This window comes from Thalassoroseus sp., from assembly GCF_984380535.1.
Map to the genome: position 1 here is coordinate 182,960 of NZ_CFHRBF010000006.1, position 25,138 is coordinate 208,097.

Below are 25,138 nucleotides of genomic sequence, written 5' to 3' on the forward strand. Positions count from 1 at the left end.
CGGTCTAGTCCCACCCCACTGTTCCAACCAGATAAGATCGGTTGCCCGCCATGTTCGCTTTTAGCCTCGCCTGCGCCTTGTTAGCCGCCTTACCGGCGGATTCGATTACAGAGGTCCAATATGTCGGTCAATTGAAGCAAGTGGCCGGTGAAGGCGTGGGGGATCTCAAATCATTCGAGTTGACGTGTCGACTGCTAAACACCGACGGTCAACCGCAAATGTTCTGGAGTGTCGTCGAAACCGGAGCCGGGGAATTTGCCTGGCCGGAACGCTTTGGGTTGGCAAAGTTCGAGAAGAACAATCAGCACGCCAGCGGGCAACTTCCGCGAGTATTGCAGACCCACAATGAAGTCCCCTCACCGGTGGATCTGCCACCGATCGTGTTGCCCACGGATGAGGCGTTGAGAATCGGAATGGAGTGGGAGCACGAGAAGACTCGTTTCGTTGTGGAGAGCGAGCAGTCTGTGCAAGTTTCCGACGATGGGAAAAAAGTCGCATGCTGGGTCATCGAAATGACCTCCCACCCGGCTCGTCAGACGACATTGATGGTGGACAAAGAGAATCTCCTGCTCCTCACAGCCGAAGGTCGGTTATTCCTCGGGCGTGGGGATCGTTATCAACTTCAAATGGAACGCAAATCGCTTCGATCGGTCGAAGGACCGTTGGCAGATCAACTGACAAATGCGTTTGATGGACTGCAAGAGTTGCAGACCAAGCTTGAACGTCGGGTCAACGAGACGACTCCCGATCTGCACGACAATCAGATTCAATTGACAACTCGGTTGCTCCCGGACCTGGAAAAGTCGGTGCAGAAGACCTCGTTGCAAACGTTGGTCGCTGTCATCAAGAAGGATGTGCAGGCACAGACGCAACGGGATCGAGATCTGAGCAATCTTGCTGGCAAATTCCTTGGGGAATCGGCACCGAAGTTTACGTTGTCGGATCTCACCGGAAAGTCCGTCAAATTAGCCGCGGACGTGGACGACGATCAAGTCGTGGTCTTGCACTTCTGGAAATATCACGACGAAAAACTCACCGAGCCCTATGGACAAGTAGGATATTTAGATTTTCTGCACGGCAAACGGAACAAGCTCGGGGTGAAGATTTACGGCGTGGCGGTCGATGAGCGATTGGGCACGGGGGCGGATCATTTGGCGAAACGCGGCGTGCGAAAGTTGGCTGAGTTTATGAATCTTGGGTATCCGATCCTGCTCGACGATGGGGCCGTACTCAGGACCTACGGCAATCCCCTCAAAAATGGCGGGTCGTTGCCGTTGTGGGTCGTCATCGATCCCAGTGGCTCGGTCGCTCATTACAAGATCGGTTATTACCAGATCAAACCGAACCGCGGTCTTGAGGAACTCGATGCTGTCGTCGTCGACCTGATCAAGAAACGCCGAGAAACCGCTGAGTCAAACTGAACGACGCGTACTATTTACAGAGACACCACCCCTTGAGTTTCGCGCAGATCAAACGGGTCCTTTGTTTCGTGTTGAACCAGAACCGTTCGCAACAACTCGACTCTGGTGATGCGGATGGAAGTTGTGTGTCGAGGGTGACTTTCAACGCCGAGTAGTAAATATCGGCGTTCTCGACACCCGCACGCAGACTATCAGGAGACACCTTTGGCGGCTTCTTTGCGGAGACGATTTTGCACGCACAGAGCGCGTCCGTCACATATTCCGCGCAGTGAATCCCTTTGGCCCGTTCACCTGAGAGGTGGTGTTTCACGCCGTACTCTCGGCCGATTTCCGACTCCAGGTGGTCCACGAACGCCTGGAACTTTCCTGCAGTAAAACTCCGTTTCGGATGATACACATGCATCGTGTTTGGGGCTTCGACTCGGCAATACTCCCGGAGTGAAAGTTTCCGCACGCCGACGCCGTTCATACTGTCGTAGACATAGAACTTGCCGTCTTGCTCGACGACCGTTGCGACGTGGGTATAGGGGCTTTTCGTGAAGATTCGAACCGCCAGGCAATCACCCTCAGAGAACAACAGCGTGCCAGATTGCACGTGGTTTTCCAAAATGGTGGCGGCTCCCACGGGGGAGTCACAAACCGCGACGTGCGGCGAACCGGTGAGTGTGGCGGCGATTAACAGAAGTGCTTGCATTTCCACCTCGCAATGATGTTTCCGACAGATCCTTCACTTTGATCTTACGGATTTCAGGCGGTGGAACAACGGATGTTTTGAGCCGGTGGATCAAAAGAATGATCGACTGTGGTCAAAAAGACGGGAAATCACTTCACACCAGAGACGATTGAATATCGGCGACTTTCAGTGGCACGGACACGTCTGAACTGTTGCGGAAGCCGTTCCAAAAACCATGTGGGATGCTTGGTGACGATTTGTAACCGCCCCCCTTTTTTCAAGGCTTCGGCCGCGGAGTTCACAAAGAGTTCCGCGATGCGAAAGTTTGAAAAATAGGGCGGATTAGCCAGGACCAAATCGTAACTTCCGACGTCTTCGACACAGGCATCCGCTGTGAGTGCGGCCGTGATGTTAGGCAACTCGTTTCGCTTCGCACCCTCAAGTGTGCAGGCCACCGCTCGCGGATTGGAGTCGAGTCCGTGGACGATTCCATCGGGATTTCGGCCGGCGGCCGCAAAGCATACTGCTCCGGCACCGCAACCCAATTCCAAGATCCGGTCGCCGGGTTTGAGGACCATGGCTTCCATCAACGCACGTGCACCCAAGTCGAGTCGTCGATGACTGAACACGCTGGGTTGCGTGACGACTTTGTACAACCGCCCTGCATCGCGAAACGCAAATTCGTCCGCGAACTCTTTGACCTTTTTAAGTGGACCTGTCTTCTTGCCGACGTATAGCACGCCTAGCTTGTCGGGAATGATCGTCGTCTTTTTAAATAGCGACTTCATCCGTTCGCGGAGCCAGGTATCATCGGGGTTGTCGACCGCGACGGCCAGTTGACCGCCGACTTCTAAACGCTCGAACGCGGTTTGCATCAGGTTCCAGGTGAGTTCCGCTTCACCGCCCGTGGTGAAAGGAAGTGCAGCGAGTTCGCACGATGGCTCTGGAAAATCGACCTCACATCGAAATTCTAAGTTCGGCAATTCCTGGTCGGACTGAGCTTTTTGTGCTCGTTCGGCAAGGAACAAATCGAGAAATAGGCAGTCGACCTTCGCATTTGGCCAACGCTTGGCAGCGGCAGCGGCAAGTTGTCCGCGACCGAGCGATGTGCAAATCATGCGACTAGGCGGCGAATCCGGGAGCCAATCGATGAGGAGTTGCTCGGAGGTGCGAACCCCTAATCGCTGCTCTTCAAGGAGTTGTCGCCGTTCGCGTTGTTTCCGCGTGACCATGACTGGAATTCTCGTGATCAATCAGTTGGAGCAAGTTGACGACTTCGCGTTGCGAGTCGTGTCTCTGGAAGTGCATAGATCGTGGAGATTTACGCACGCCTCGTGAATACAAAAGCGGATCAGACAACTCGGCAGATAAAGCATTTCAGATAAGCCGTCTCTGGGCAGAACGCGGAAATCGGATGGTCTGGACTTTGACCCCGCGATTCCAAAATCTGTAGCGTTCGGCCGGAACGAAGTGCCACATCGACCAGCATCCCAGCGAATTCATCACGATCAACCAGTCCCGAGCAACTATTCGTGACCAAAATACCTCCCGGTATCAGTCGCTCGACAGCCAACCGATTCAAACTGTGATACCCTTTTAGGGCTTTGTCGATCCCGGCCCGGTTACGCGTCATTTTTGGTGGATCGAGAATGACGGCGTCGAACTTGCAATCGTTTTCCTGAGCCGATTCCAGATAGTCGAACGCAATGGATTTCTCGAATGTGATCCGGTCTGCAATGCCGTTGAGTTCTGCATTGACGGCAGCGGTTGCCAAGGCTTTTTCAGAGACATCGACGGCCGTGACATGCTGGGCACCACCGTGTTTGATCGCCGCGATACCGAACCCGCCGGTGTAGCAGAAAACATCGAGCACGTTTCGTCCGGTCATGTACTTCGCGGCGGCAACACGGTTATCACGTTGGTCGAGAAAGGTCCCGGTCTTCTGCCCTTCCACGACATCGACCTGAAATTTTAAGCCGTGCTCCTCAATGACCAACGATCGAGGCGGTGAGGTGCCATCGAGAGATCCGTCGACAATTTCCAACCCCTCGGCCTCACGAATGCCCTTTTCGGTTCGCAGCCAAATCCCCTGCGGGTTCAGACGCTCGCGAAGATGACTGAGGATAATCTCACGACGTTCGTAGAGAGCCAAACTCGTGAACTGCACGAGGAGCCAATCGCCATAGCGATCGACAACCAAGCCGGAGAGTTCGTCGCCCTCGCTGTAGATCAGCCGTTCGGCCGAATGAGCGGAAGCGGTTTTTCCGTTGGAACCGGCAATCGATTCTCGCAGGGCAATCGCGATATCGATTCGAGCACGCCAGAAGTCGGCATCCAATTGGTCTGCGGAGTCCCACGTATAAAGTCTAACGCGAATATTGCTGTTCGGATTGTACAACCCGCGGGCGATAAATTTGCCCTCCCCGGAGTACAGGTCGACAACATCACCGGCGGACGGGTTGCCTTCCACCCGCTTTACGGCACCGGCAAAGACCCAGGGATGACGATAAAAGAACGGCTGCGCCCGGCGTGATTTGATAATAACACGCGGTAGACGCTCCTCGGTGGACTCTGCGGAAACACTCAACGGACTCACTTCTGTTCGGGCGGGCATGCAATGAGGGGGGATTCTTGGGAAACGTCGGATAAGTTAGGAGTCGGCCGCTTTGGTATCTTGGCCCGTTTTTTCGACTTCGGCCAAGTAAGCCAACAGGCGATCGCGTTCGTTCGTCAAATGGCGGACACGTAACAACGACCGCACACGGGTTTTCAATTCCAGTTGATTGACGGGTTTCGTGAGAAAATCGTCACAACCGGCTTGAACGGCTTTCTCAATATCATTTTTCTCGTTGAGGGCAGTTACCATCAAGATCGGGATCGATTTTGTTTTTGGATCCGTTTTGAGTTTCTCGCAGACTTCATAGCCACTGAGCTTGGGCATCATGATGTCGAGCAAAATCAGATCCGGTGAAAACTCCGTCACCTTCTCCAAAGTTTGCTGTCCGTCGTAGGCAAAACCGATCTCGTAATCTTCGGTTGCGAGATACGCATCGAGCAACTCGCAGTTCTGCGTATTGTCGTCGGCGATCAAAATCTTGGAGTTGGATAGAGATGTTTCGCTGAAATTCGCCATGGAATTCAAAAGCCGAAGTGGGTGAAAAAGTAATTGATGAACCACACACACCGTTTGGATGTGGGCGGATCGCTTGAATAGTGGAGAATCTGAGTCATCCCTCCGACAGTATAAGAAGTTTATCGCGGGTGGGGTATGGACTTGACCGATTCTCAAATTCCGTTCAGCCGTCGCTTTGTGGCGGAGTGGCTTCGATTAACCGTCTCAGCAGAATTTCGTCGACGTGTCCTCGAAACCGGACCTTGCCATCACATGAGACCACAGGAATGTCCATGCTGTATTTTTCCAAGAGTTCGGGATTCGATTCGATGTTGACTTCTTCGGTTTCGGGAAGGTACTGCCGATACTTCGCCAAAATGTCATTGGCGACATCGCACAAATGACATCCCGGACGTGTGTACAAAATGACGTTGTCGAACCGCTGACCGGGCTTGCTCGGTTGCCATGCGGCCTTAGTGTTTGGGGTGGCAAGACTTACAACAAATACGCCCGCCAACAGCATCACAAACGCTCCCGCGAACCACAATATCGGAAACGCATAAAACGAACGGGGCATCTCAAACGGAAGCCCAACGGTTTTTTCGCCGACAATCAAGACGAAGACCAATGCCGAGACCATCATCATCACCGAACCCAGCCATTGACGACCAGGCTCGGGTTGGCTCGATGTCAGATTCGTTTCGTCAACTGTCGACGTCGTTTCAGAGCTCGGCATTTCAGTTGACATACGCAAGTTCTATTCCATGATTAAGTGAGGTTCGGACCTTATCCGAGGTGCCTTTTCGGCTGATCACACTAGAAAGCGGTGTGGGACGCTGGTAACTTTAGGGCATAGGAATTCAATTGGGAAGATTGCTCCCGTGCGTTCGCAATTTCGATTCGTAATCTTCTTCCAGTGTTAACATGCGTTTTAGGTTCGACAAGAGTCGAAATCCAGTCGATTTCGAACGCTGCCTTTGTTCCGCTGCCAGAATTCAAGCACATCAAGTATGGCGATCAAGCTGACTGTCCCCTCGTTTTTGAATGTGGTCCGGCAAAGCAATCTTGTACCACAAGATCGCCTGCAGTCCGCCGTCGATGACATGAAGTCTCAGGGCGTCAGCATCGAAAGTTCCCGCCAACTTTCCGATCAGTTGGTCGAGCGCGGCGTGTTGACGCAATGGCAGGCCGACAAGCTTTTGCAGGGCAAACATAAGGGGTTTTTCCTCGGCAAATACCGGCTGCTTTCGTTGCTGGGGAAAGGCGGAATGAGTTCCGTTTACCTGGCGGAACACGTGCTCATGCGGCGGCGATGCGCGATCAAAGTGTTGCCAGCGAAGCGGGTGAACGACACGTCTTATCTGGCTCGTTTTCATCGGGAAGCCCAAGCGGTGGCATCGCTGGATCACCCGAACATCGTGCGGGCGTACGATGTCGACCACGAGTCCGAAAAAGGCCAGGAAATTCACTTTCTCGTGATGGAGTACGTCGACGGCCGTGATCTGCAAGAGATCGTGGCCCAAGACGGCGTTCTCGATTATGTCGAGGCTGCTGAGTACATCCGTCAGAGCGCGGCGGGTTTGGCCCATGCTCATGCGGCTGGGATGGTACATCGCGACATCAAGCCAGGGAACTTACTTGTCGATCGCAATGGAAATGTCCGGATTTTGGACATGGGGCTCGCGCGGTTTTTCAATGAAGAGGACGGCGAATCGCTCACCGTGGCCCACGATGAGAAGGTCCTCGGCACCGCAGACTATTTGGCACCCGAGCAAGCCCTCGATAGCCATAACGTCGATCATCGAGCGGACTTATACAGTCTGGGGTGTACATTTTACTTCATTTTGACTGGACATCCGCCATTTCGCGAAGGCACTTTGGCACAACGGTTGATGGCCCATCAAACCAAAGAACCGATGCCGATCCAGAACGATCGAGCCGACGTGCCAGAGGACTTGCTCGCCATTATTCGGAAAATGATGGCCAAGAAAGTCGAGGAACGTCACCAAACTGCAGAAGAGATCATGCAGGATTTGGGCGTCTGGCTGAACGAAAATGCGAGTGATTCTTGGCGAATCGATCACCCGAATTTTTCGGATTCGGCACCACGATCTGCGTCCACGAAGAAAGACTTGCCATCCAGTGATACCGGAGCGGTGAGGCCTGCCGTTCCCATCGCTCAAGCAATTCCGGTAACACCTCCGCCGTCGACCGCGAAGCCGGCATCGAATACTCGACACGATACGAACGACGTGGACGGTCCCAACAGACACCCCGAAAACCCAGCGGATTCGTCTGCTTCGGTGACGAGTCCCTCGACAAAGGTGGCATCTCCAGAGAACGCGGAAAACAACGAGCAGGAACTTTCCTCGTTCTTGGCGAATTTGGGTGGGAAAAGTGAGCCCAACGAACCGCCGCCCGCGATTTCCTTGCAGGAAGAGGCGTTAGAACCGCAATCGTCACCGGCCATGGAATCGGGGAACCATACGGAACAGCCGATACAACGGCCCGGTTCCTCCGTGAAAGTCGCGAAAGCTGCCGACCCTGTTCCCACTGCACAGTCAGTGCCGGCAGCTAAGGCCGTTTCCGTCAGCGAACCGGTTGCAAATCCGGAAACGTCCGATGGGCCACCACCTACCGCGACCCCGGCAAATCAACCGGGCGTCCAAACCGAGACGCCGGTTGCGACGCCGGTTGAGTCGCGGAGTGAGAACAATGAGTTTCCCAGTTTCGCTCTTGATACGTCCCCGCCGGTTGTCAAACCGACGACACGTGGTTCGTCGATCGTCAGACGTTCAAAGCCGAAATCCACCAAGGCCGACTGGAAGAAAAATCCAAAGGTGCTCATCGGGGGGGCGGTTGGCGTCTTAGTTTTGGGGTTAGCGGCGTTTTTCATCTTTAGTGGCGGTGGTGAAGAGCCAGCGAAGCCGGATGACGAACAGACTGCAGCGGCAGATCCAAAACCCAACAACGAAGCTGAAACAGCAAACGAATCCCCCAAGATCGAATTGCTCGGAAAGCCGATTCGGGTCGGTGGTGCGGATTCTCACTTCGCAAGCATTGCCGCCGCGTTGGAGTTCATCAAAACCAGTGTCACTCCGGGAATGCGTTTGCCACGCCAGGAAATTGAGTTGGCAGCTGGCGAGACGTTCGCCGAACGGATTCAGATCGTCAACAACGACTACCTTTGGAACACGAGCGTGCAGATTCGCTCGGATGCCAATAACCCGGCGAAGTTGAAAGTGTCCGGCGGCGATCCCATTGTCGAAATCAGCAAGCTGAAGAATGTTGTCCTTGAGAATATCGAAATTGATGCCAGCGGTTCGCCAGTGGCGATTCGAGTCTCGGATATGTCCCAAGGCATGCGGCTGAAGAACCTGAAAATCCGTGGCTACGGTCAAACGGGAGTGCTCGCCGAAGGAGCGATTGGCGAGAGTCGCGGTGGGCAAGATATCGTCTTCGAACGACTCGACCTCCAAGGCGGTTCGAACAGCATTGGAATTAGTTTGCAACCCGCCGCCCAGTACTCGCAATTTGAAGAAACATTGTCCTATGTGACGGTGCGGAATTGTCAAATCGTCGGGCCGATGAAAGCGGGTATCGAGGTTGGCAAAGATGTCAACACGGTTCGGATTCTGGAAAACCGCATCATCGGCGCGGGCGGCGGAACAGGAATTCGAATTGATAGCCGCGATGCCGAGCAGTTCAATGTTATCGTCGGCAACAACACCCTGTTCAACTTGCAAAGCGGTCTGGTGTTTACCGGGTTGCCGAAGGCGTCGCTGAAGAAGAACCAAAGTTTCGCAGTCCGCAGAAATCTCTTTGCCAAAATTTCGGGAACCGCTGTTCAACTTGAACAGGGAGACGGGAAAGCGTTACTTTCTGATCGATTCGTATCCAACGGTATCGGCTGGAATTTTTCGACTGCGGACGCAGGTGGGGAGTCAAACGCACTCGACATTTTCCAACCCGACAATGGCAAGACCGGTGTCTCGGTGACGTTCGCGTCTGAAGACCCAGCCGCAGCGACATTCCTGAAACCCACCGGAAATGCGATTCCCAAATCCGCAGGAAAACCGCTCGGTCAATTTGGCACGAAACCGTTCATCGGAGCGGTTTCACCGTAGCGATCAACTTAACGCGGTTGCCAGCCCCAGGTCTTCGTAGATCGCTGAATTCACTGCTCGATTGCGGCGTTGGTGTTGGGGTTCGCCGGGCCGACCATTCGTGATGACGCACACGACCAGACCGTATTCCGGGTCGGCAAATCCGATCGATGACTGCGAACCACCGTGTCCAAATGTCCGAGACGAGCAGTGCGTCCCATATCCGTAGGGTACGGTCGACTCGCCATAAATGTTGGAATCGACAATCACACCCAACCCGAAGTCCACTTGATGTTGCAGGGTTTCATCGAACATCCCTCGACGGTGGATCGCCGTCATCGCTGCAATCGTTTGTGGCGTGAGCCAATCGACCGGCGGAGTGAGTAAGCTTTCGTAGAATCGTCCTAAAGTCGCAGCGGACCCACGCAAACTCGAACCCGGTGACGGCGTTTTTCGATAGCCGTCTAAATGCCAAGGCAGTTCACTAAGTCCGCCTTTGCTGCGTTCGTAAATCAAACCGAGTTGGTCGTCGATAGAAATGTCGGCGGTGGTAAAAACGTTCTTCATTCCCAGCGGTGCGAAAATGTTCTCGACAAGACACGTCGTGAACGGCTTTCCGAAAACTCGTTGCAGAATTTCACCGAGAATGAACCAACTGCTCTGTGGGTGATAACCGGCTCGTTGTCCGGTCGTCCAATTAGGTTCCGGTTCCGCATCGCATAACCGTTGGATGACGCCGTCCCAATCGGCATTCGGCCAACCGGTTTCGATGGCTCTTAACGGTGCGGTGTGTGTTAGCAGATGACGGATTGTAACAGCATCTTTCCCGTTGGCTGCAAACTCCGGAAGGAACTTCACAACTGCATCGTCGAGACTCAGTTGCCCACGCTGCCAAGCCAAAAGAATCGCCGCTGCGGTAATCGGCTTCCCGGCCGACAACCACAGCATTGCCATGTCTTCAGTGAGCGGTTCACTGGGGCGATTTTCACCAATCGCGAAATTCGCCAGCGGTTCACCAGACCGACTAACGTAAACCTGTGCGCCCAAGTGCAAACGCCCTAATCCCTGTTCAAGGAGTTCGACGGTTCGCGGCAATGAATCAAGACCCAATGACACAGCTGGCTTTCTTTTCTGAATTCGTCGGGCGTGTCACGATATATCGTATGGTCACGAAACGGGCATGCCACGCTCAAGACGGATGCGGCGGACTTCGCTCATGACTTGTTCGATCAAATCCATGTTGCTTTGGATCGATAGGTATTCCAGACCGTTGACGATGAATTGCACGCCGATCGTTGTGGCTGCGAGCAAAAAGTGAATTGTACCGGCATCGATTCCCGCGACCCCGGTGAATTCAACCGGTGACGCTGGATCGGCGGCGGCTCCCAATGCCCCTGTGAACAATAACAGCATCACCGCCGCCATCATTGGGGCCAGCACACGGTACTTCAGCGATTGGCTCGTTGCCTGGAAGGTATTAGGTAGTCGATATGCGGTGCATGTTTCCTCCATCCACCGACCGGTTCCCATGAAGTACGTAAACACCAAGGCATGCACGCCGATTGCGAAAATTAAGCTGCCGATAGCCAGTAAAAAGTGATAACCCACAATCGCTTGGACCGCGGGATCGCGGTCGGCAGCATCGCCGATGAGTAAGCCCAGGATCATCGTCACGATTAACATGATGTTGGCGATGATGGCCAGTGTCAGAAAAATGCGTTTCACGGAGCGTCTCGGTTTCGATATCGGTCAGACAATGATTTTCGATTTACGAGCGGGAATCCAAACTGCGAACCAGCTTCACCATCGCGTCACACATCGCTGGTCCCGAGGCGTTCGTGAAGGGAAACTGCAGACAGTACTTGGGGCTTTGGTAAGCCGCGTAACTGCGGGCGGCAATGTCGTGTGCGTCCGGCAAATATCCGATCCGCCCGTTCGCGTAACCAACGATCATCAAGTGATCCACCCCAAGTCGATTCCGCACATCAAGCGCTAAGGAACTGAAGAACTCGGAGCCGTTCGCAATGATTGTCAGCTCGCCGATTTGAATGACTTGCACCTCGGTTTTCAATGTCTCAGGGCGTGATTCCCAATCTTTGAGGATTTCAAAGGTCCATGCCAAGTTGAATCGGCACATCGCCCGGACCGCGAGCCATTCATCGCCACCGTGGCGTGCGATCATTTCCTCGGGATGATTCGTCATCACTTTGCCGATGGTGTCTTGCCAACCGTCCATGTCAATTTCACGGAGTCGGCGTTGGGCTTCGTCACGATCGTGATCGATTTCCTCGCGGGTCCAACGTCGTGTTGGCAGTTCGACCGATTCACTGATAAAACCGAGTTTCGGGGCGTCGAGTAATTTTGCGTCGCCTTGTGCGGCCATGGCAAGCCCGGCGGTGAATCGTCCCGGTTCCCCACAACGTTCGGGCGTCGAGTAGTGTCGGTGAAAGTTGACGTCGCCCGACGACCCTTGCAGGTAGAGTGCCAAGGCGTCTGGATACGCGGCTTCGATGGCGTCGCAAACATCTCCCGGCATGTCACGGCTGACGGCAAACGGACGCAGCTTGGTTGCGACTGTCGGATGAGCTTGGAAGTTCACGAGAAACGCCAACGTGGAACCGTCGGTGCGATCGATTCGTAACGTCGTCAAAGTGGGATCAACAGCACCGTTCTCGCGAGTACGGTTGAATGTCTGACCGGCGAGTCGTGTGGTCGCAGACGCAAGAGAAACTGGCTCGCGTTGTCGGTCGGCTTGAATGACCGCCGTCGCGGTCTGTTCGATGGCCCACTGTCGGTAAAGTTCGTTATCTTCCCCGACACCCAAGTACCCGCCCGCTGATGGGGCATTGTGCGTGTGCGTGGCGGCGATCAGAATCGCGGTTGGTTCGATTTCCGTCTCGGCAGCCACACGTTCCCGGACGGACCGGGTGAACGATTCGTCGATTGTCATTAAGTCGACAGAGACAATCGCCAGCCGAGTGTTGTCATTGTCGATGACGACGGCGGTTGCGTGCAAATCGTCGTGAACGGTCTGCCAGGTGCGTTCTAGAAAGTAGCCCCAGCCAGCCAACTCGACACCCCAAAACGGGGTCAGATTGGTTCGCGAGGCTCCGGCGGTGACGGTCATGAGTTTACTTTCACGGTTGCTTTGGTTGGCATTGGCAGGCTACGTTTCGGGGCAAGCTCGCGCTAAAAGATATCTTACGAAGATGGAGAGGGCATGAAAATCACGGCGGTTGAAACTTTCCCGGTGCGGGTTCCTTTGGTGCCATCGCACCGCATGATTTCCGCACTTGGTCGGCATGAAGTTTCCCAATACGTGCTGGTGCGAGTCACAACGGATACAGGAATTGACGGGGCCGGCGAAGCGACGGTGTTGCCCCGTTGGAGCGGCGAAACCGTCTGGGGCGCGAAAGCCATCATCGACGAAGTCTTCGGACCGGCACTGATCGGTATCGATCCGGAAGATATCGCCGAAGTGGATGGCATTCTCGATCGATTGTCGGTCGGTAACTGGTTCGCGAAGTCGGCAATCGAGATGGCGTGTTGGGACATTGTCGGTAAAGCGAAACGACAACCGATTTACGAGTTGCTCGGCGGTGCCCAGCGTTCGACGGATATTCGCTGTCGATTTTCGATGGGAGCTTACGATCCAGAGCGTGCGCGAAATCGGACCGCGGAACTCGTTCGCGAGGGGTTCACAACGATCAAAGTCAAAGTCGGTACGAAGCTGGCGAAAGATGTCGAACGTGTGCGGATCGTGCGGGAAGTCGCTGGCGATGAGATTGATCTCGTCATTGATGCCAATGGTGGATTCGATGTGGAAACCGCAATCGAAGCGGCCCGCCAACTCGAAGACACTCAGATTTCACTGTTCGAACAACCCACGCCACGCGGCGACTTTCAGGGGTTAGCCGAGGTGCGACGCGAGACGGGATTGAAGGTGATGGCTGACGACATCTGCTTCGATTATTTCGATGCACTCGAATGTATTCGAGCCAACGCGTGTGATGTGATCAGCATCTACCCTGGCAAAAATGGTGGAATTCGCAAGTCGCAACGCATCGCGGAGTTGGCGGCCGATCATGGCGTGGCGTGCAGCATCGGATCGAATTTGGAGTTGGACATCGCCTGTGCCGCCATGGCACAACTCGTCGTCGGCTGTAAGAACTTGCAGGTCGAATCCTATCCCGGCGACATTCTGGGACCGACCTACCATGAGCAACGCGTGGTCACTAATCGGCTGGTGATCGAAGGACCAATCGTGCAATTGAACGATGCTCCCGGATTAGGAGTGACCGTCGATTGGGAGTTGGTTCAGACGCTGTGGCCAACTGCATAAACACAGAAATCCCGCTCGTGGTCGAAACCGCGAGCGGGATTTCCGATGGTTCGTCAATCGAATCTGCAGACTCGATTATTTTTCAGGGCAGCATTCCGTTGGCATCGGTGGGATGGGTGCCATCGGTGCGCTGATGTGGTGTTGCTCCCCGTGCATCGCGGCGGGCATTGGATGACATTCATCTTCAATAATGCCCGGTCGCTTGATGAGTTTGGGAACGTTGGCGTGGAGAGATTTCATCCGCACGACCGGCTCGTAGTATTCCTCGGTAACAGTGTAAGGAATCTGAATCTGCTCGGTGACAACTTTCTCTTCCGGCACCATCCGGTAAGAAACCACGGTCCGTGTGGATTGTTGTTGACGGTGTTCGTATTCGACGTACTCGACGCATCGTTGGCGTTCGACAGCCTTGTGGTACGTGCGGGGAACGAGACGGGTCCGAACTTCCGGTTTCATCACGGTGCAGTAGTCCGTGCAGGTCCGTGGTTGCAGCGTGTAGCTGGTGACGGTCACGACGCGTGAGCGTTGTTCCGGTCGCCAGACGGTGCATTCGACTTCACGAGTTTTCGTTTCGCAAACCATTTGTTGAACAGGGACCAACTTGGTTTTGCAGACCTGACGTGGCACGGTGTAGCAGACTTCGCGAGTCCGAACTTGCGGAACGCAGACCACGACATTCGAGACTTTCTCGATCATGGCGGGGCGTTGACGACAGATCGGAACTTGACGGGTAATTTGCTTCGGCACCGAGTAGCAGACTTTGACATTGCGGGTGCGAACTTCGCGACGCATCGTGCAGACCGGAACCTTGCGGACGCGAGTTTCCATTTTGCACAGCGTAGTTTGCACCTTCTTCATTTGCGTTTGCGGTTTGTAAACCGTCACGCAGTAGGTGTAAGGAACTTTCTTCGACACTTGCTTCATCGACGGGCACATGGCCGTCTTGCGGACCCACTTCGGCATCCAAACCCACCGCATGGGTTGTGGCTTAGCGTGCGCGGAAGCCATTTCACATTGCGGGCTCGGGTTGTGAACCGAAACCGGGGTCGTGTTGCATTCCATCGGACGCGGCATCGGGCAATCGCTTGTGCAAGCGGTCAGTTCGATGTCGGTCGATTTCTCAGTTTGGGTCGTTTTTTCCGGAGCTGGAGCCGGAGCTTTAGGAGCTTCTTGCTCGAGCACTTCCGGGCTGACGGGGTAATAATAAGGAGCGGCACCGTAACCGACCGGAGCGTAGGGCATGACCGGCGGAACCGGCAACGGCACGTAACGCGGCGTCGTGAAGTGATCGCACTTGCGGTAGAGGTAATCTTTCGCGTGACCGAGTTCCGTTCCGACGACATCGCACACGGATTCCATGAAGCCCGTGGCACAACTGCCATAGCCGTGGATCAAACCGAGTCCGTCTTCCACGCATCCATGCGCCCCACGCACGCCGACACTCAGGCCAGCGTATCCACCGAGACAATGCATCCCGACGGTCCCTTTGCATTCGTGACCCATGCCGTTGCAGTCTGGGCAGCCAGTTTGGCAGCTGCTCATGCCGGGCATGCAAGAACCACCTGGCATGTTGCAGGTGCTAACCGGTTGTTGACAGGGACCACATGGGCCAGCTGCCATACAGTTCGGCGTGGGGCAACCTGGGACGAGTTTCCATTCGCCTTCGTCGACGTAGGTTTCGCTGGCTTTCAGCACGGGCACCATGTGGGAGATCGTGCGGTAAGCCGTTCGTTTCTCTTGGTGCGGAACCATCACAGTGACTGGGACGGTGTCCTCGACCGTGTAAGGCACTTTGACGCAGTACGGTTCGAGACGGTAAGACGTTTCCGGCACCATCACGCAGTATGGCTGTTGGACGGTTTTTACGGCTGGGACATGAACCGTTTCGACAACCGTTTTCAGTTCGTACTCCGGCACCATCACGCAGTATTTGCGAGTGACGGCACGCAGTTCCGGTACGTTGATTGTGTATTGTTCGGTTCGCTTGCGTTGCTCTGGAACGCAGATTGTGTATGTCTGCGGCACATGCCGAATGACTGGCTTCAAGACTCTGTATTGCTGCGTCTTGGTGACTTTCTCCGGCACCATGACGGTGTAGGTTTGCGTGACCGGATGCTTGACCGGAACTGGCACCGCGTAGGTCATGGTGCGGGTTTTGGTTTCCGGCACCATCACAGTGTATTTCTGAGCGACCTTCTCGGTATACGGCATGTTCTCGAAGAACGTCTCAATCCGCGTTTTCTTGTGCGGGATGGTTTCGGTGAAGGTAAAGGGAACTTCCTTCGTCTCCGCAACTCGATTGTGCACGGTGATGGTTTTCTGCTGCGTTTCCGTGCGATACTTGGTGACTTCCCGGGTGCGTTTTTCCCAATGAACTTCCGGGACCGCCACGGTCGATGGCTTCACATCGTAACTGAGATAACTTGGTTTCCCGGCACCGTCCGCATGGGCATGCGGTGCGTGGGGAGCGCCGTGATGGTCAGCCGAGGCCGGAACACCAGCGAGCGACCAACCGCCCGTGATGATCGCCACGACCGCCGCACGGAAATGCGAACAGCGTCTCATGAATGTCTTCCTTCCTGCGAAGATATGTTTGGGGAACGTTGCATTTTTGCAACATAAACCTCGCGTAGGTCGGAAGAAGATGATGTCAAGCTGCGAAAGATGGGAGCTTTTTCGTTCTCTGGGCAGACCTTGCCGGTTCTATCGATCAAACGAGCTATGATACGCGCGCAAAGGCTTTGTCATTCTTTCATGAAGAAGGAATGGCACTTTCCAAATTGGCGACGTCAGCTGCATCGCGTCCGAGAGTGGCCCGAAGACGGTGAAGAAAATCGATCCGGGCCTTGCCTGTCCCTCTCGGCAGACAAGTGAAAGAGACTACCCGCGTGAACCAGCGAGTTCTTTGAGTCGTCGCAGGTCGAGTTTGCCGGTTCCGAGAATCGGGATTTCGTCGATTTCGATGAACGAGTCGCGATCGGGAATCCACAAGTTCGGCAAATCATGTTGGTGGAGGTACCGGATCAATTCGTCCGGCGACAACGGATTCATGCGGTAAAACACGATCAATCGTTCGCCACGTTTCTGACAAGGAACGGAACTGACGGCGACCATCAAACTCGGGATTTTGACGTTATCGTCGTCATCGTCTTGGTCGTCAGAGTCGTCACTTACTTGCGAAATCGCGGCCTGCAAGAGTTTCTCGATGCGTTCGTGCGGGACCATCTCTCCGCCGATTTTCGAGAACCGGCTTTGTCGACCGGTGATCTCGATGTAGCCATCGTCATCAATGCGTGCGAAGTCGCCGGTCACGTACCAACCGTCACGCACGACTTTCCCCGTGCGGTCGTCGTCTTCGTAGTAACCCTGCATGACGTTGGGGCCAGACACCAACAACAACCCCTCCTCTTTGAGCCCGCGGTCTTGGAACGTGTCGGGATCGATGACTTTGACTTTCACGCCCGGCAGCGGTCTCCCGACACTACCAAGTTTCGTCCCGGCGGGAGAATTGGTCGTCAACCGATTCTCGGGGATATTGACCGACACCACCGGCGACAACTCCGTGGCCCCGTAACCCTCACTCGGTTCAACGCCAAACTTCTCGCGGAAGGCTTCAGTGAGGTCGGCGGGCATCTTTTCGGAACCGACAATCACCAGGCTCAGGTTCTTGACTTGTTCCGCCGTCCAACGCTTGAGGTACGCTCGCAAAAACGTCGGAGCGGACATCAAGATGGAGCCGTTGTAAGTCTCGAACAGTTTGCCGATCTCGCGGGCTTCTAACGGACTGAAGTGGTAGGCCGCGGCGGCATCGAGCGTCAAAGGCAACCATAAGGTCGCGGTGTAGCCGAACGAATGGAAGAACGGGAGAATCCCGATCAACATGTCATCCGCCCGAATATGAGCCACGGAACCCACGCCAAGCGTGTTACAGCTCACATTCCGATGAGTCAGCATCACTCCCTTCGGGACACCTGTCGATCCCGAGGTAAATAGGATCGTCAGTAAATCGTCTGGTTGCACACGATGTAATCCGAGTTGACGTTCAACGATCGGAATTGGCAACACAAACGCCTGCAGGGCCGCGATGAGTTTGTCACGTTTGGTCGCTAATTTTTTGAGGTCTTCGATGAATATGAGTTCGGCGTCGAGTTCGAACCCGCACTTTTTCAAGACCTTGCGGCTGGTGACAACATGTTTGATCTTCGCTCGGCGAATACAATCGTTGACGGCTTCGTTCGTGAGTGTGTAGTTCAGGTTGACAGCCACACGGTTCAAAAGCGTGAGCGAAGTATTTGCGAGCACCCCACCCACCGACGGCGGTACAAGCACACCGACGTGCTTTTCGTCATTCGTGAGGAACATGCGTTTCAAGATGCGACCCAGCACGATCGAAGCAGCCAACAATCGGCCGCCGGTCAGTTCGACACCGGTTGAATCCGCAACTTTTCTCCGCTTTTTCGCCTGGCGACATTTCCGCAGAAACCGCCGAGACAACACCAAATCCGCTGGTTGATAGGCATCCACAATCCGAGTCCTTTCAAGATTTTTTCGGGACTTGGTAGGATTCTCGGAACTCATGGCCACGTCAAGCGTCCCAGCTAGAGAAGTTGAGTTTCTCACACAAAATGCCGTTCGGGCCGCGTTCGACTCAGGAGCGAAAGATGCACAGATTCGGAATACGACGTGTGATGTTGGTGCTGGGGATCGGGATACTTGGGTTGGCGATCCCAGCGGTTTCTCGGGCGTGTTTCATGCGGTCCCCGCAACCGGTGCAGGTTTGGCTGGATCACATTCATGTGGAAATCACCAATGGCATTGCGGTCAAAACGTACAACTGCACGTTCAAGAATCTCAATGCTCAGGCGATTGTCGGTGGCGAGTGTTTCATGGAACTCGAACCCGGTGCCCAAGTCGACGACATGAGCGTTTGGGTCGACGGCAAAGAAATGAAGGCGGAAATTCTCGATGTCGCCAAAGCGAAAGAAGTCTTCGCGGACATTGTGCAGAAAGGTGGTTCGCCGGCGTTGCTCGAGTACTTCGGGAACCAGTTGATTACTACAAAAGTTCCCAAAGTTCCCGCGAACGGCACAGTCCAAGTCAAATTGCGTTACACGATGCCGTTGAAAAAACGTGATGGACTCGTCCGCTTGCAGATGCTCAATACCAACCCCAAGACGCTACTTCAACCGCTCGAAAGTGCGGCTGTCACGGTCAAAATTCGAGAAACCGACCCGCTGAAAAACATCTATTCGCCAACGCACGAAATTAAAATCGAAGAAGACAAGGATTGGGACGTTGTTGTCAAATGGGAAGAAAAGAACTATCTCCCGCGTCACCCATTCGTGTTGTATTACGATACTGACCCCCAAGCGGTCGGGGCGAGTTTGATTACCCATCGCGACTTCGATGAAGAGGGCACATTCATGATGATGCTCTCGCCAACCGTCGGGACGGGCCCCGGGCAAATTGCCAGTGAGTCGATTCTACCCAAAGACGTCGTGTTCTGCGTGGATACCTCCGGCTCGATGCTGCAAGGCAACAAAATGCAGCAAGCACGAAATGCACTCAAATACTGCGTGGAACAACTGCGAGACGGCGATCGCTTTAACATCGTCAACTTTAGCACGTCGGTCCGGAGTTTCGAGGAACGTGGTCTTGTCGAAGTTGATGACGCATCTCGTCAACGGGGATTAAATTACGTGCGGAAACTCAGTCCGCGTGGGGGAACCGCCATTCAGGAGGCGTTGGACAAGTCACTCGAAATGCTTTCCAGTGACGAGAGCCGATTGAAGATGATTCTCTTCGCAACCGATGGTCTGCCCACGATCGGCGAGACCGACCCGCAAGCCATTCTCAAGAACATGGCGAAACGGAACACAAGAGACGTGCGGGTGTTCGTGTTTGGTGAAGGGTTTGACGTCAACACAAAACTGCTCGACTTCCTCGCGCTCAACAATCGTGGCGAAGCCGAGTACATTCTGCCGGAAGAAGACATTGCCGAGAAGATCGGCCGATTCTTTGATCGCGTCGGTTCGCCGATCCTGACCGACGTGCAAGTCGAGTTCGAGGGCATCGAAGCCAAAGATGTTTTCCCGAAACAAATCAAAGACGTGTTCCGTGGCGAACAAGTCATTCTTTACGGTCGCTACACCGGTCATGGTCGCAAAACAGTGCGGGTGACCGGGACGTCCAACGGGAAAACAGAGACGTTTACCTACGAACTCGAATTCCCGGAATTCTCGGAGGATGACAAAGGCTCATTCGCACCAAGATTGTGGGCCGGCCAGAAAGTCGACTATCTCCTGACCGAAATTCGCAAGGCGAAAACTCCACCTCAAGAGTTAGTGGACGAAGTCAGCTTTCTCGCCAAGCGTTACGGCATTGTCACTCCGTACACGAGTTATTTGATGACCGACGATGTTGTCGCGGAGACGATCAACAGTCCCACTGATGCTTCTGGCGGTCCTGGTTTCGGCGATGGTGCGATTCCCCCGGGACAACCCAGGCCGGTTCCATTGAATCAGCGACTCCAAAAAAACTTGGAAGGTGCGGCTGAAAGTGCACCGGCATTGGGGGCGTCTGCGGAAGACAAGCAGGATCGCGTGGAAACCGCAAAGAAGATGGCCTATGGACGTCAAGCACTCAGTCGCAGCGGAGGAGCCAAGGCCCTTGATGAAGCCGCCGAAGCGGAATTTCGAGTGGGAGGTCGCATGGAATCTGGACTCACACGGATGCGGTACATCGGCACGCAAACGTTTTATCAGTCCCAAGGTGCTTGGTATCAAAGTGATTATGATGCGAAGAAAACCAAAGACAAAGACATCAAGACCGTCGAAGTTGGCTCGAAAGAGTATGTCGATTTGCTGCTCAAGAAAGACGGCCTCGCAAAATACCTGGCATTGGGCGAAGTCGTTCTGAAAATTGACGGGGAATGGGTTCGGTTTGTCGAGCCGAAAAAAGAGAAATAGTCGATTCGTCCGCAAAATCATTGAACCGCCTCAACTTTCGGTTGGGGCGGTTTTTTGTTGGCTAGAGGGATTGTATGAGTGCAATCAGAGGATGCGTTCGCTTTTTGTCAACCCCAATCTTCGGAATGACCGATAACAACCAAGCCGCCCAAACGATTGGGTTCCTTGCGCTTTGGAATTGTGAAACTCGTTTTCTACACGCGGACCGCTCATGCGATTTGAGTTTGATCAGACATGCGGCTCATCGCAACCGTTCCTCGGATCGCCGGAATCGGACGATCGGAGTCGAGCGTGGAGCTGGAATGTCTCGGTCGCGAAAATACTTTGCGTATTGTTGATCATCGCGGCTATCCCACGACTCGTCATGATGTCGAAACTGACGAGTTACTGTAACGATGCTTACCTCTATTTTTTCCTGGCAGAGCATCTCGAACAGGGCAACCCGGCACCGATGCTCTCGGCAATCGACTGGAACATCTATCCAGCGATCTTGGCGTTTGGTCATCATTTGGGGTTTGAGTGGGGATTTGTCGGCAAAGCGTGGGGCGTGTTGACCGGGACACTGACGGTGCTTCCGCTGTTTGGTTGGAACCGCCGGTTGTTCGGTGACACCGTCGCCACGATTGCATGTTTTCTCTACGCAATTCATCCGGGCATGATCGAAACCGGGGCCGAACCCATCCGCGACAGTTCGTTTTGGTTGTTTTTGTCGACTTACGCGTATCTGCTGACGTGTTTGCTGCACCAGTTCCGCTGGCGAACAGCAGTCGCGATTATTCCTGTGTTTACATTGGCTGTTCTGACGCGTAGCGAAGCCTGGTTGTTACTGATTCCACCGGCAATTTACGGCGGGATCACATTGCTTCGCGACAATCCCCTCCGGCGAATTTCACCGCGTTGGAAACTTCGTATCGGCTCACTCGCGTTTCTGGCGATTCTCGGTGGAATTGTCATCGGGGCATTGCAGGCGATGGGTGTCGTGCAGTTGCCCCTCGGTCGCGTTTCGCACTTTGCCGAGGGCTGGACATGGCTCAAATCCGCACTGACCGGGCAAGTCGATACGAGTTCGCAGATCGTCCAGCGGGGTTTCGCCGAACGTTTTCTCACCTATTGGGATAACGTTTTCGACTGTTTCACGCCACAAAATCTCGTCATGTTAAGTGTCGGACTGTTTTGTTTCCGACGGGAACTACGTCGACGCGAAATCATCTCGTCGCTCGCGTTTTGTGGATGTCTGATGGGGGCGGTCTGGATTCTATTTGCTCGGCATGGAGTGACAAACGGACGGTATTTCTACCCGCTCGTTATCATCCTGTTGCCGTTTCAGGCGATGGGACTGTTGAAATGTTTCGAAACCTATTGGCAGACCGATTGGACGCGTCGGTTGACGCTGCTCCCAGAACGCGGTTCATGGGTGTTCACGCTCGTGGCACTCCTTCTGGTAGGTTATGTGGATGCGATCAGTTCCGGGCACAGTAGCCGAAATGCGGAAGTCGAAGTTGCCCAATGGATTCATGATCGTGGCATCGCCGACTCGGTGATTCTGTGCGACCACGGTTCGAAACGCATCGGCTATCATGCGCATGAAAAAGTCCCCGCAGTCATCGGAGTCTGCGAGGAACTTCCTGGGCATTTGGAGTCGGATTCGCCGGAATGGGTCGTGATGTCGAAACGCTGTATGGGCAGCCAAAACGAAGCCGATTTACTCCGAGAAACTCGGCAGCGGGGCTTTGAACTCGTTCCAATGTTGGAATATCCACGAGCCGAAGAACACTTCTGGATTTTCCATCGGACGTCCCCGCCGTCTTCCACGCCGCCGACCCGAACCGTGGAATCCCACGATTCAGACCGACGCACGCTTTAGCATTAGTCAGACTCATCGGTCGTAAAGATAAATCCATCGGGAGCCGCATCGACGCGGATTGTCGCTCCTTCCGAAAAACTCTCGGACAGAATCTCATTCGCAAGCGAGTTCTGAATTCGCTGCTGAATGACACGCTTCAGCGGTCGCGCCCCGTAGATCGGATCGTAACCTTCTTCGGCCAACAACGTCTTCGCTGCGTCCGAGACTTCCAATCCGTAGCCACGTTTGCCCAACATTCGTTCCAAGTTGGCGAGTTGCAAATCGACAATCTGACGAATTTCGGACAACCCGAGCGGATGGAAGATGATCACCTCATCCACCCGGTTCAAGAACTCCGGTAGGAATTCACGACGTAAGACTTCCGTCACGCTCTGACGAATATCGGCATCGGATTCATTCGCGGTTGTCATCTCTTGAATGAGTTGGCTACCGATGTTCGACGTCATCACGATAATCGAATTGGTGAAGTCCACCGTTCGGCCTTGACCGTCCGTCAGGCGGCCGTCGTCCAAAACTTGCAGCAAGATGTTGAACACATCGCGGTGAGCTTTCTCGATTTCGTCGAGCAAGATCACCGAATACGGATTGCGACGGATGGCTTCGGTCAGCACCCCGCCCTCTTCATAACCGACGTATCCAGGAGGCGCCCCGATCATGCGAGCCACGGAGTGTTTCTCCATGAACTCACTCATGTCGATGCGAATCATGTGACGTTCATCGTCGAACAGAAACTCCGCAAGGGCTTTGCACAATTCGGTCTTTCCGACCCCGGTCGGGCCGAGGAAAATGAACGAACCAATCGGACGGTTTTGATCCTGCAGCCCAGACCGACTTCGACGCACCGCATTCGCGACCGCGGCGACGGCTTCCTGTTGGTTGATCATCCGCTGGTGAATGCGGTCCTCCATCAGCAACAATTTTTCGCGTTCGCCCTGCATCATGCGGGAGATCGGGATGCCGGTCCATTGGCTGACGACGCCGGCGATGTCTTCGTCGGTCACTTCCTCACGCAACAGTCGCGTGCCGTCGGTGTCGGCCGATTCATGGGACTTCTGGTTGAGCTCCGCCAATTTTGTCTCGGCGGCCTTGAGTTGTTCTTGGATTTCATGCGCTTTGATGAACAGCGAGTTGTCTAACGTTTGCTGGGCTTTGACGAAGGTTTGTTCGTACTCGGTCCGCAAACGTTCGATGTCCTCCTGCAATGGTTTCATGCCAGACAGTGACGCCTTCTCAGTTTCCCAACGAGTCTTGAGACGGTTCACTTCCTCTTCGCGGTCGGCGATTTGTTTACGCAGATCTTCGAGTCGCTCCTTGCTCTCGTTGCTCTTTTCGCCGGCGAGTGCTTGGGCTTCAATTTGCATCCGTGTGAGTTGCCGGGTCGCTTCGTCGACTTCCGCAGGCATGGAATCAATCTCCATTCGCAATCGGGAAGCCGCCTCGTCGACCAAATCGATTGCCTTGTCCGGCAAGAACCGATCGGTGATATATCGGTCCGACAATGAAGCTGCTGCGATCAACGCATCATCGGTGATCCGCACGCCGTGATGGGATTCGTAGCGTTCTTTCAGTCCGCGGAGAATCGAAATCGTGTCTTCCACGTTTGGTTCCTGCACGACCACCGGTTGGAACCGGCGTTCGAGCGCGGGATCCTTTTCGATATGTTTGCGGTATTCATCGAGCGTGGTCGCACCGATACAGTGCAGTTCGCCACGTGCGAGTGCCGGTTTCAGCAGGTTGGACGCGTCCATCGAGCCTTCCGCACTTCCTGCCCCCACGACGGTGTGCAATTCGTCGATGAACAGGATGATCCGGCCTTCGGCTTCGGTGACTTCCTTCAATACCGCTTTCAACCGGTCTTCGAATTCCCCACGAAACTTCGCACCCGCAACGAGCGCCCCCATGTCGAGCGCAACGACGCGTTTGTCTTTGAGGTTCTGCGGCACATCGCCGAGAACCACACGGTGAGCGAGACCTTCGACGATCGCGGTTTTACCGACACCCGGTTCACCAATGAGGACCGGATTGTTCTTGCGGCGACGCGAGAGAATCTGGACTACACGGCGGATTTCCTGGTCCCGCCCGATAACGGGATCGATCTTGCCTTGTTGGGCGAGCGCGACCAAGTCGATGCCGTATTTCTCGAGCGCTTGGTATTTATCTTCCGGGCTCTGATCCGTCACGTGTTGACCTCCTCGAATCTCTTGAATGGCTGACTCGACATCGGCGGTTTCCACCCCGTGCATGTCGAGCAGTCGTTTGGCTTGATCGTCCGTTTTTGTCAATGCGAGCAATAAATGCTCGGTTGAAACATACTCGTCTTTCATGGAATGGGCGAGTCGCTGGCCTTCTTCGAGCACCTTCATCGTTTCGGGTGCAAACGAAGTTTGGGCTCCACTCCCACTCACTTTCGGTTGTCGTTCGAGTTCGCTGCGAACAACCGACGTCAGTTGTGAAAGGTTGACTCCGATCTTCTGGAGCAGCGGACGCACCGCGCCATCGTTTTCGTCGATCAACGCACTAAGAACGTGAATCGGTCGCACTAATTGTTGGTTACGTTCAGTTGCGGATGACTGCGCCCGCTGGATGGCTTCCGCCGCCTTTATCGTACATTTGTTGATGTCGAACGCCATGGGCTCTCCCCCAAAATGCGTA

The 25,138-nt window shown here is 54.4% G+C and carries 16 protein-coding genes; 5 read left to right on the forward strand and 11 right to left on the reverse strand.

Annotated features, from left to right (window positions below; translation table 11 throughout):
- Nucleotides 1–50: 50 nt before the first annotated feature.
- The gene (locus AC5DDB_RS10010; protein WP_491739578.1) at nt 51–1,421 is read left to right on the forward strand and encodes a peroxiredoxin family protein; all 1,371 of its coding nucleotides are present in this window, start codon (nt 51–53) and stop codon (nt 1,419–1,421) included.
- A 10-nt stretch (nt 1,422–1,431) separates the two neighbouring features.
- On the opposite strand, the gene AC5DDB_RS10015 is transcribed toward AC5DDB_RS10010, so the two are convergent.
- The 5 genes from AC5DDB_RS10015 to AC5DDB_RS10035 form a co-directional block, all read right to left on the reverse strand.
- Nucleotides 1,432–2,115 (reverse strand): YiiX/YebB-like N1pC/P60 family cysteine hydrolase, encoded by a 684-nt coding sequence (locus tag AC5DDB_RS10015; protein ID WP_491739579.1) that lies wholly within the window; start codon nt 2,113–2,115, stop codon nt 1,432–1,434.
- A 128-nt stretch (nt 2,116–2,243) separates the two neighbouring features.
- Entirely contained in the window at nt 2,244–3,326 is a 1,083-nt protein-coding gene (locus AC5DDB_RS10020; RefSeq protein WP_491739580.1) for a class I SAM-dependent methyltransferase, read from the reverse strand.
- A 119-nt stretch (nt 3,327–3,445) separates the two neighbouring features.
- A complete protein-coding gene (locus AC5DDB_RS10025) occupies nt 3,446–4,708 on the reverse strand; it encodes a class I SAM-dependent rRNA methyltransferase (protein ID WP_491739581.1) in 1,263 nt (420 codons plus the stop codon).
- A gap of 36 nt (nt 4,709–4,744) precedes the next feature.
- A complete protein-coding gene (locus AC5DDB_RS10030; protein ID WP_491739582.1) occupies nt 4,745–5,227 on the reverse strand; it encodes a response regulator in 483 nt (160 codons plus the stop codon).
- A gap of 163 nt (nt 5,228–5,390) precedes the next feature.
- Complete coding sequence (locus AC5DDB_RS10035; RefSeq protein ID WP_491739583.1) at nt 5,391–5,954, reverse strand: glutaredoxin family protein; 564 nt, start codon at nt 5,952–5,954, stop codon at nt 5,391–5,393.
- Nucleotides 5,955–6,216: 262 nt separating this feature from the next.
- Between AC5DDB_RS10035 and AC5DDB_RS10040 the strand changes: the two genes are divergently transcribed.
- Entirely contained in the window at nt 6,217–9,333 is a 3,117-nt protein-coding gene (locus AC5DDB_RS10040; protein ID WP_491739584.1) for a serine/threonine protein kinase, read from the forward strand.
- Between the two features lie 3 nt (nt 9,334–9,336).
- Here the strand turns inward: AC5DDB_RS10040 and AC5DDB_RS10045 are convergent, their stop codons facing one another.
- From AC5DDB_RS10045 to AC5DDB_RS10055, 3 genes are read right to left on the reverse strand one after another with little or no spacing between them, the layout of a single operon-like run.
- Entirely contained in the window at nt 9,337–10,428 is a 1,092-nt protein-coding gene (locus AC5DDB_RS10045; RefSeq protein WP_491739585.1) for a serine hydrolase domain-containing protein, read from the reverse strand.
- Nucleotides 10,429–10,479: 51 nt separating this feature from the next.
- Complete coding sequence (locus tag AC5DDB_RS10050; RefSeq protein WP_491739586.1) at nt 10,480–11,037, reverse strand: hypothetical protein; 558 nt, start codon at nt 11,035–11,037, stop codon at nt 10,480–10,482.
- Nucleotides 11,038–11,080: 43 nt separating this feature from the next.
- A complete protein-coding gene (locus AC5DDB_RS10055) occupies nt 11,081–12,439 on the reverse strand; it encodes a neutral/alkaline non-lysosomal ceramidase N-terminal domain-containing protein (RefSeq protein ID WP_491739587.1) in 1,359 nt (452 codons plus the stop codon).
- 93 nt (nt 12,440–12,532) lie between these two features.
- Between AC5DDB_RS10055 and AC5DDB_RS10060 the strand changes: the two genes are divergently transcribed.
- A complete protein-coding gene (locus AC5DDB_RS10060) occupies nt 12,533–13,654 on the forward strand; it encodes a mandelate racemase/muconate lactonizing enzyme family protein (RefSeq protein ID WP_491739588.1) in 1,122 nt (373 codons plus the stop codon).
- 75 nt (nt 13,655–13,729) lie between these two features.
- On the opposite strand, the gene AC5DDB_RS10065 is transcribed toward AC5DDB_RS10060, so the two are convergent.
- Both AC5DDB_RS10065 and AC5DDB_RS10070 read right to left on the reverse strand, forming a co-directional pair.
- Nucleotides 13,730–16,219, reverse strand: a complete 2,490-nt coding sequence (locus AC5DDB_RS10065; RefSeq protein WP_491739589.1) for a hypothetical protein — start codon at nt 16,217–16,219, stop codon at nt 13,730–13,732.
- Between the two features lie 315 nt (nt 16,220–16,534).
- A complete protein-coding gene (locus AC5DDB_RS10070) occupies nt 16,535–18,178 on the reverse strand; it encodes an AMP-binding protein (RefSeq protein ID WP_491739590.1) in 1,644 nt (547 codons plus the stop codon).
- 137 nt (nt 18,179–18,315) lie between these two features.
- Here AC5DDB_RS10070 and AC5DDB_RS10075 point away from each other — a divergent pair, with 137 nt between their 5' ends.
- Together AC5DDB_RS10075 and AC5DDB_RS10080 are read left to right on the forward strand one after the other, a co-directional pair.
- On the forward strand, nt 18,316–20,622 hold the full coding sequence (locus AC5DDB_RS10075; RefSeq protein ID WP_491739591.1) for a VIT and vWA domain-containing protein: 2,307 nt from the start codon (nt 18,316–18,318) through the stop codon (nt 20,620–20,622).
- Nucleotides 20,623–20,833: 211 nt separating this feature from the next.
- Nucleotides 20,834–22,486, forward strand: a complete 1,653-nt coding sequence (locus AC5DDB_RS10080; protein ID WP_491739592.1) for a glycosyltransferase family 39 protein — start codon at nt 20,834–20,836, stop codon at nt 22,484–22,486.
- Nucleotides 22,487–22,488: 2 nt separating this feature from the next.
- Here the strand turns inward: AC5DDB_RS10080 and clpB are convergent, their stop codons facing one another.
- Nucleotides 22,489–25,116, reverse strand: coding sequence for an ATP-dependent chaperone ClpB (clpB, locus tag AC5DDB_RS10085; protein WP_491739593.1), 2,628 nt, complete (start codon nt 25,114–25,116; stop codon nt 22,489–22,491).
- Nucleotides 25,117–25,138: the final 22 nt, after the last annotated feature.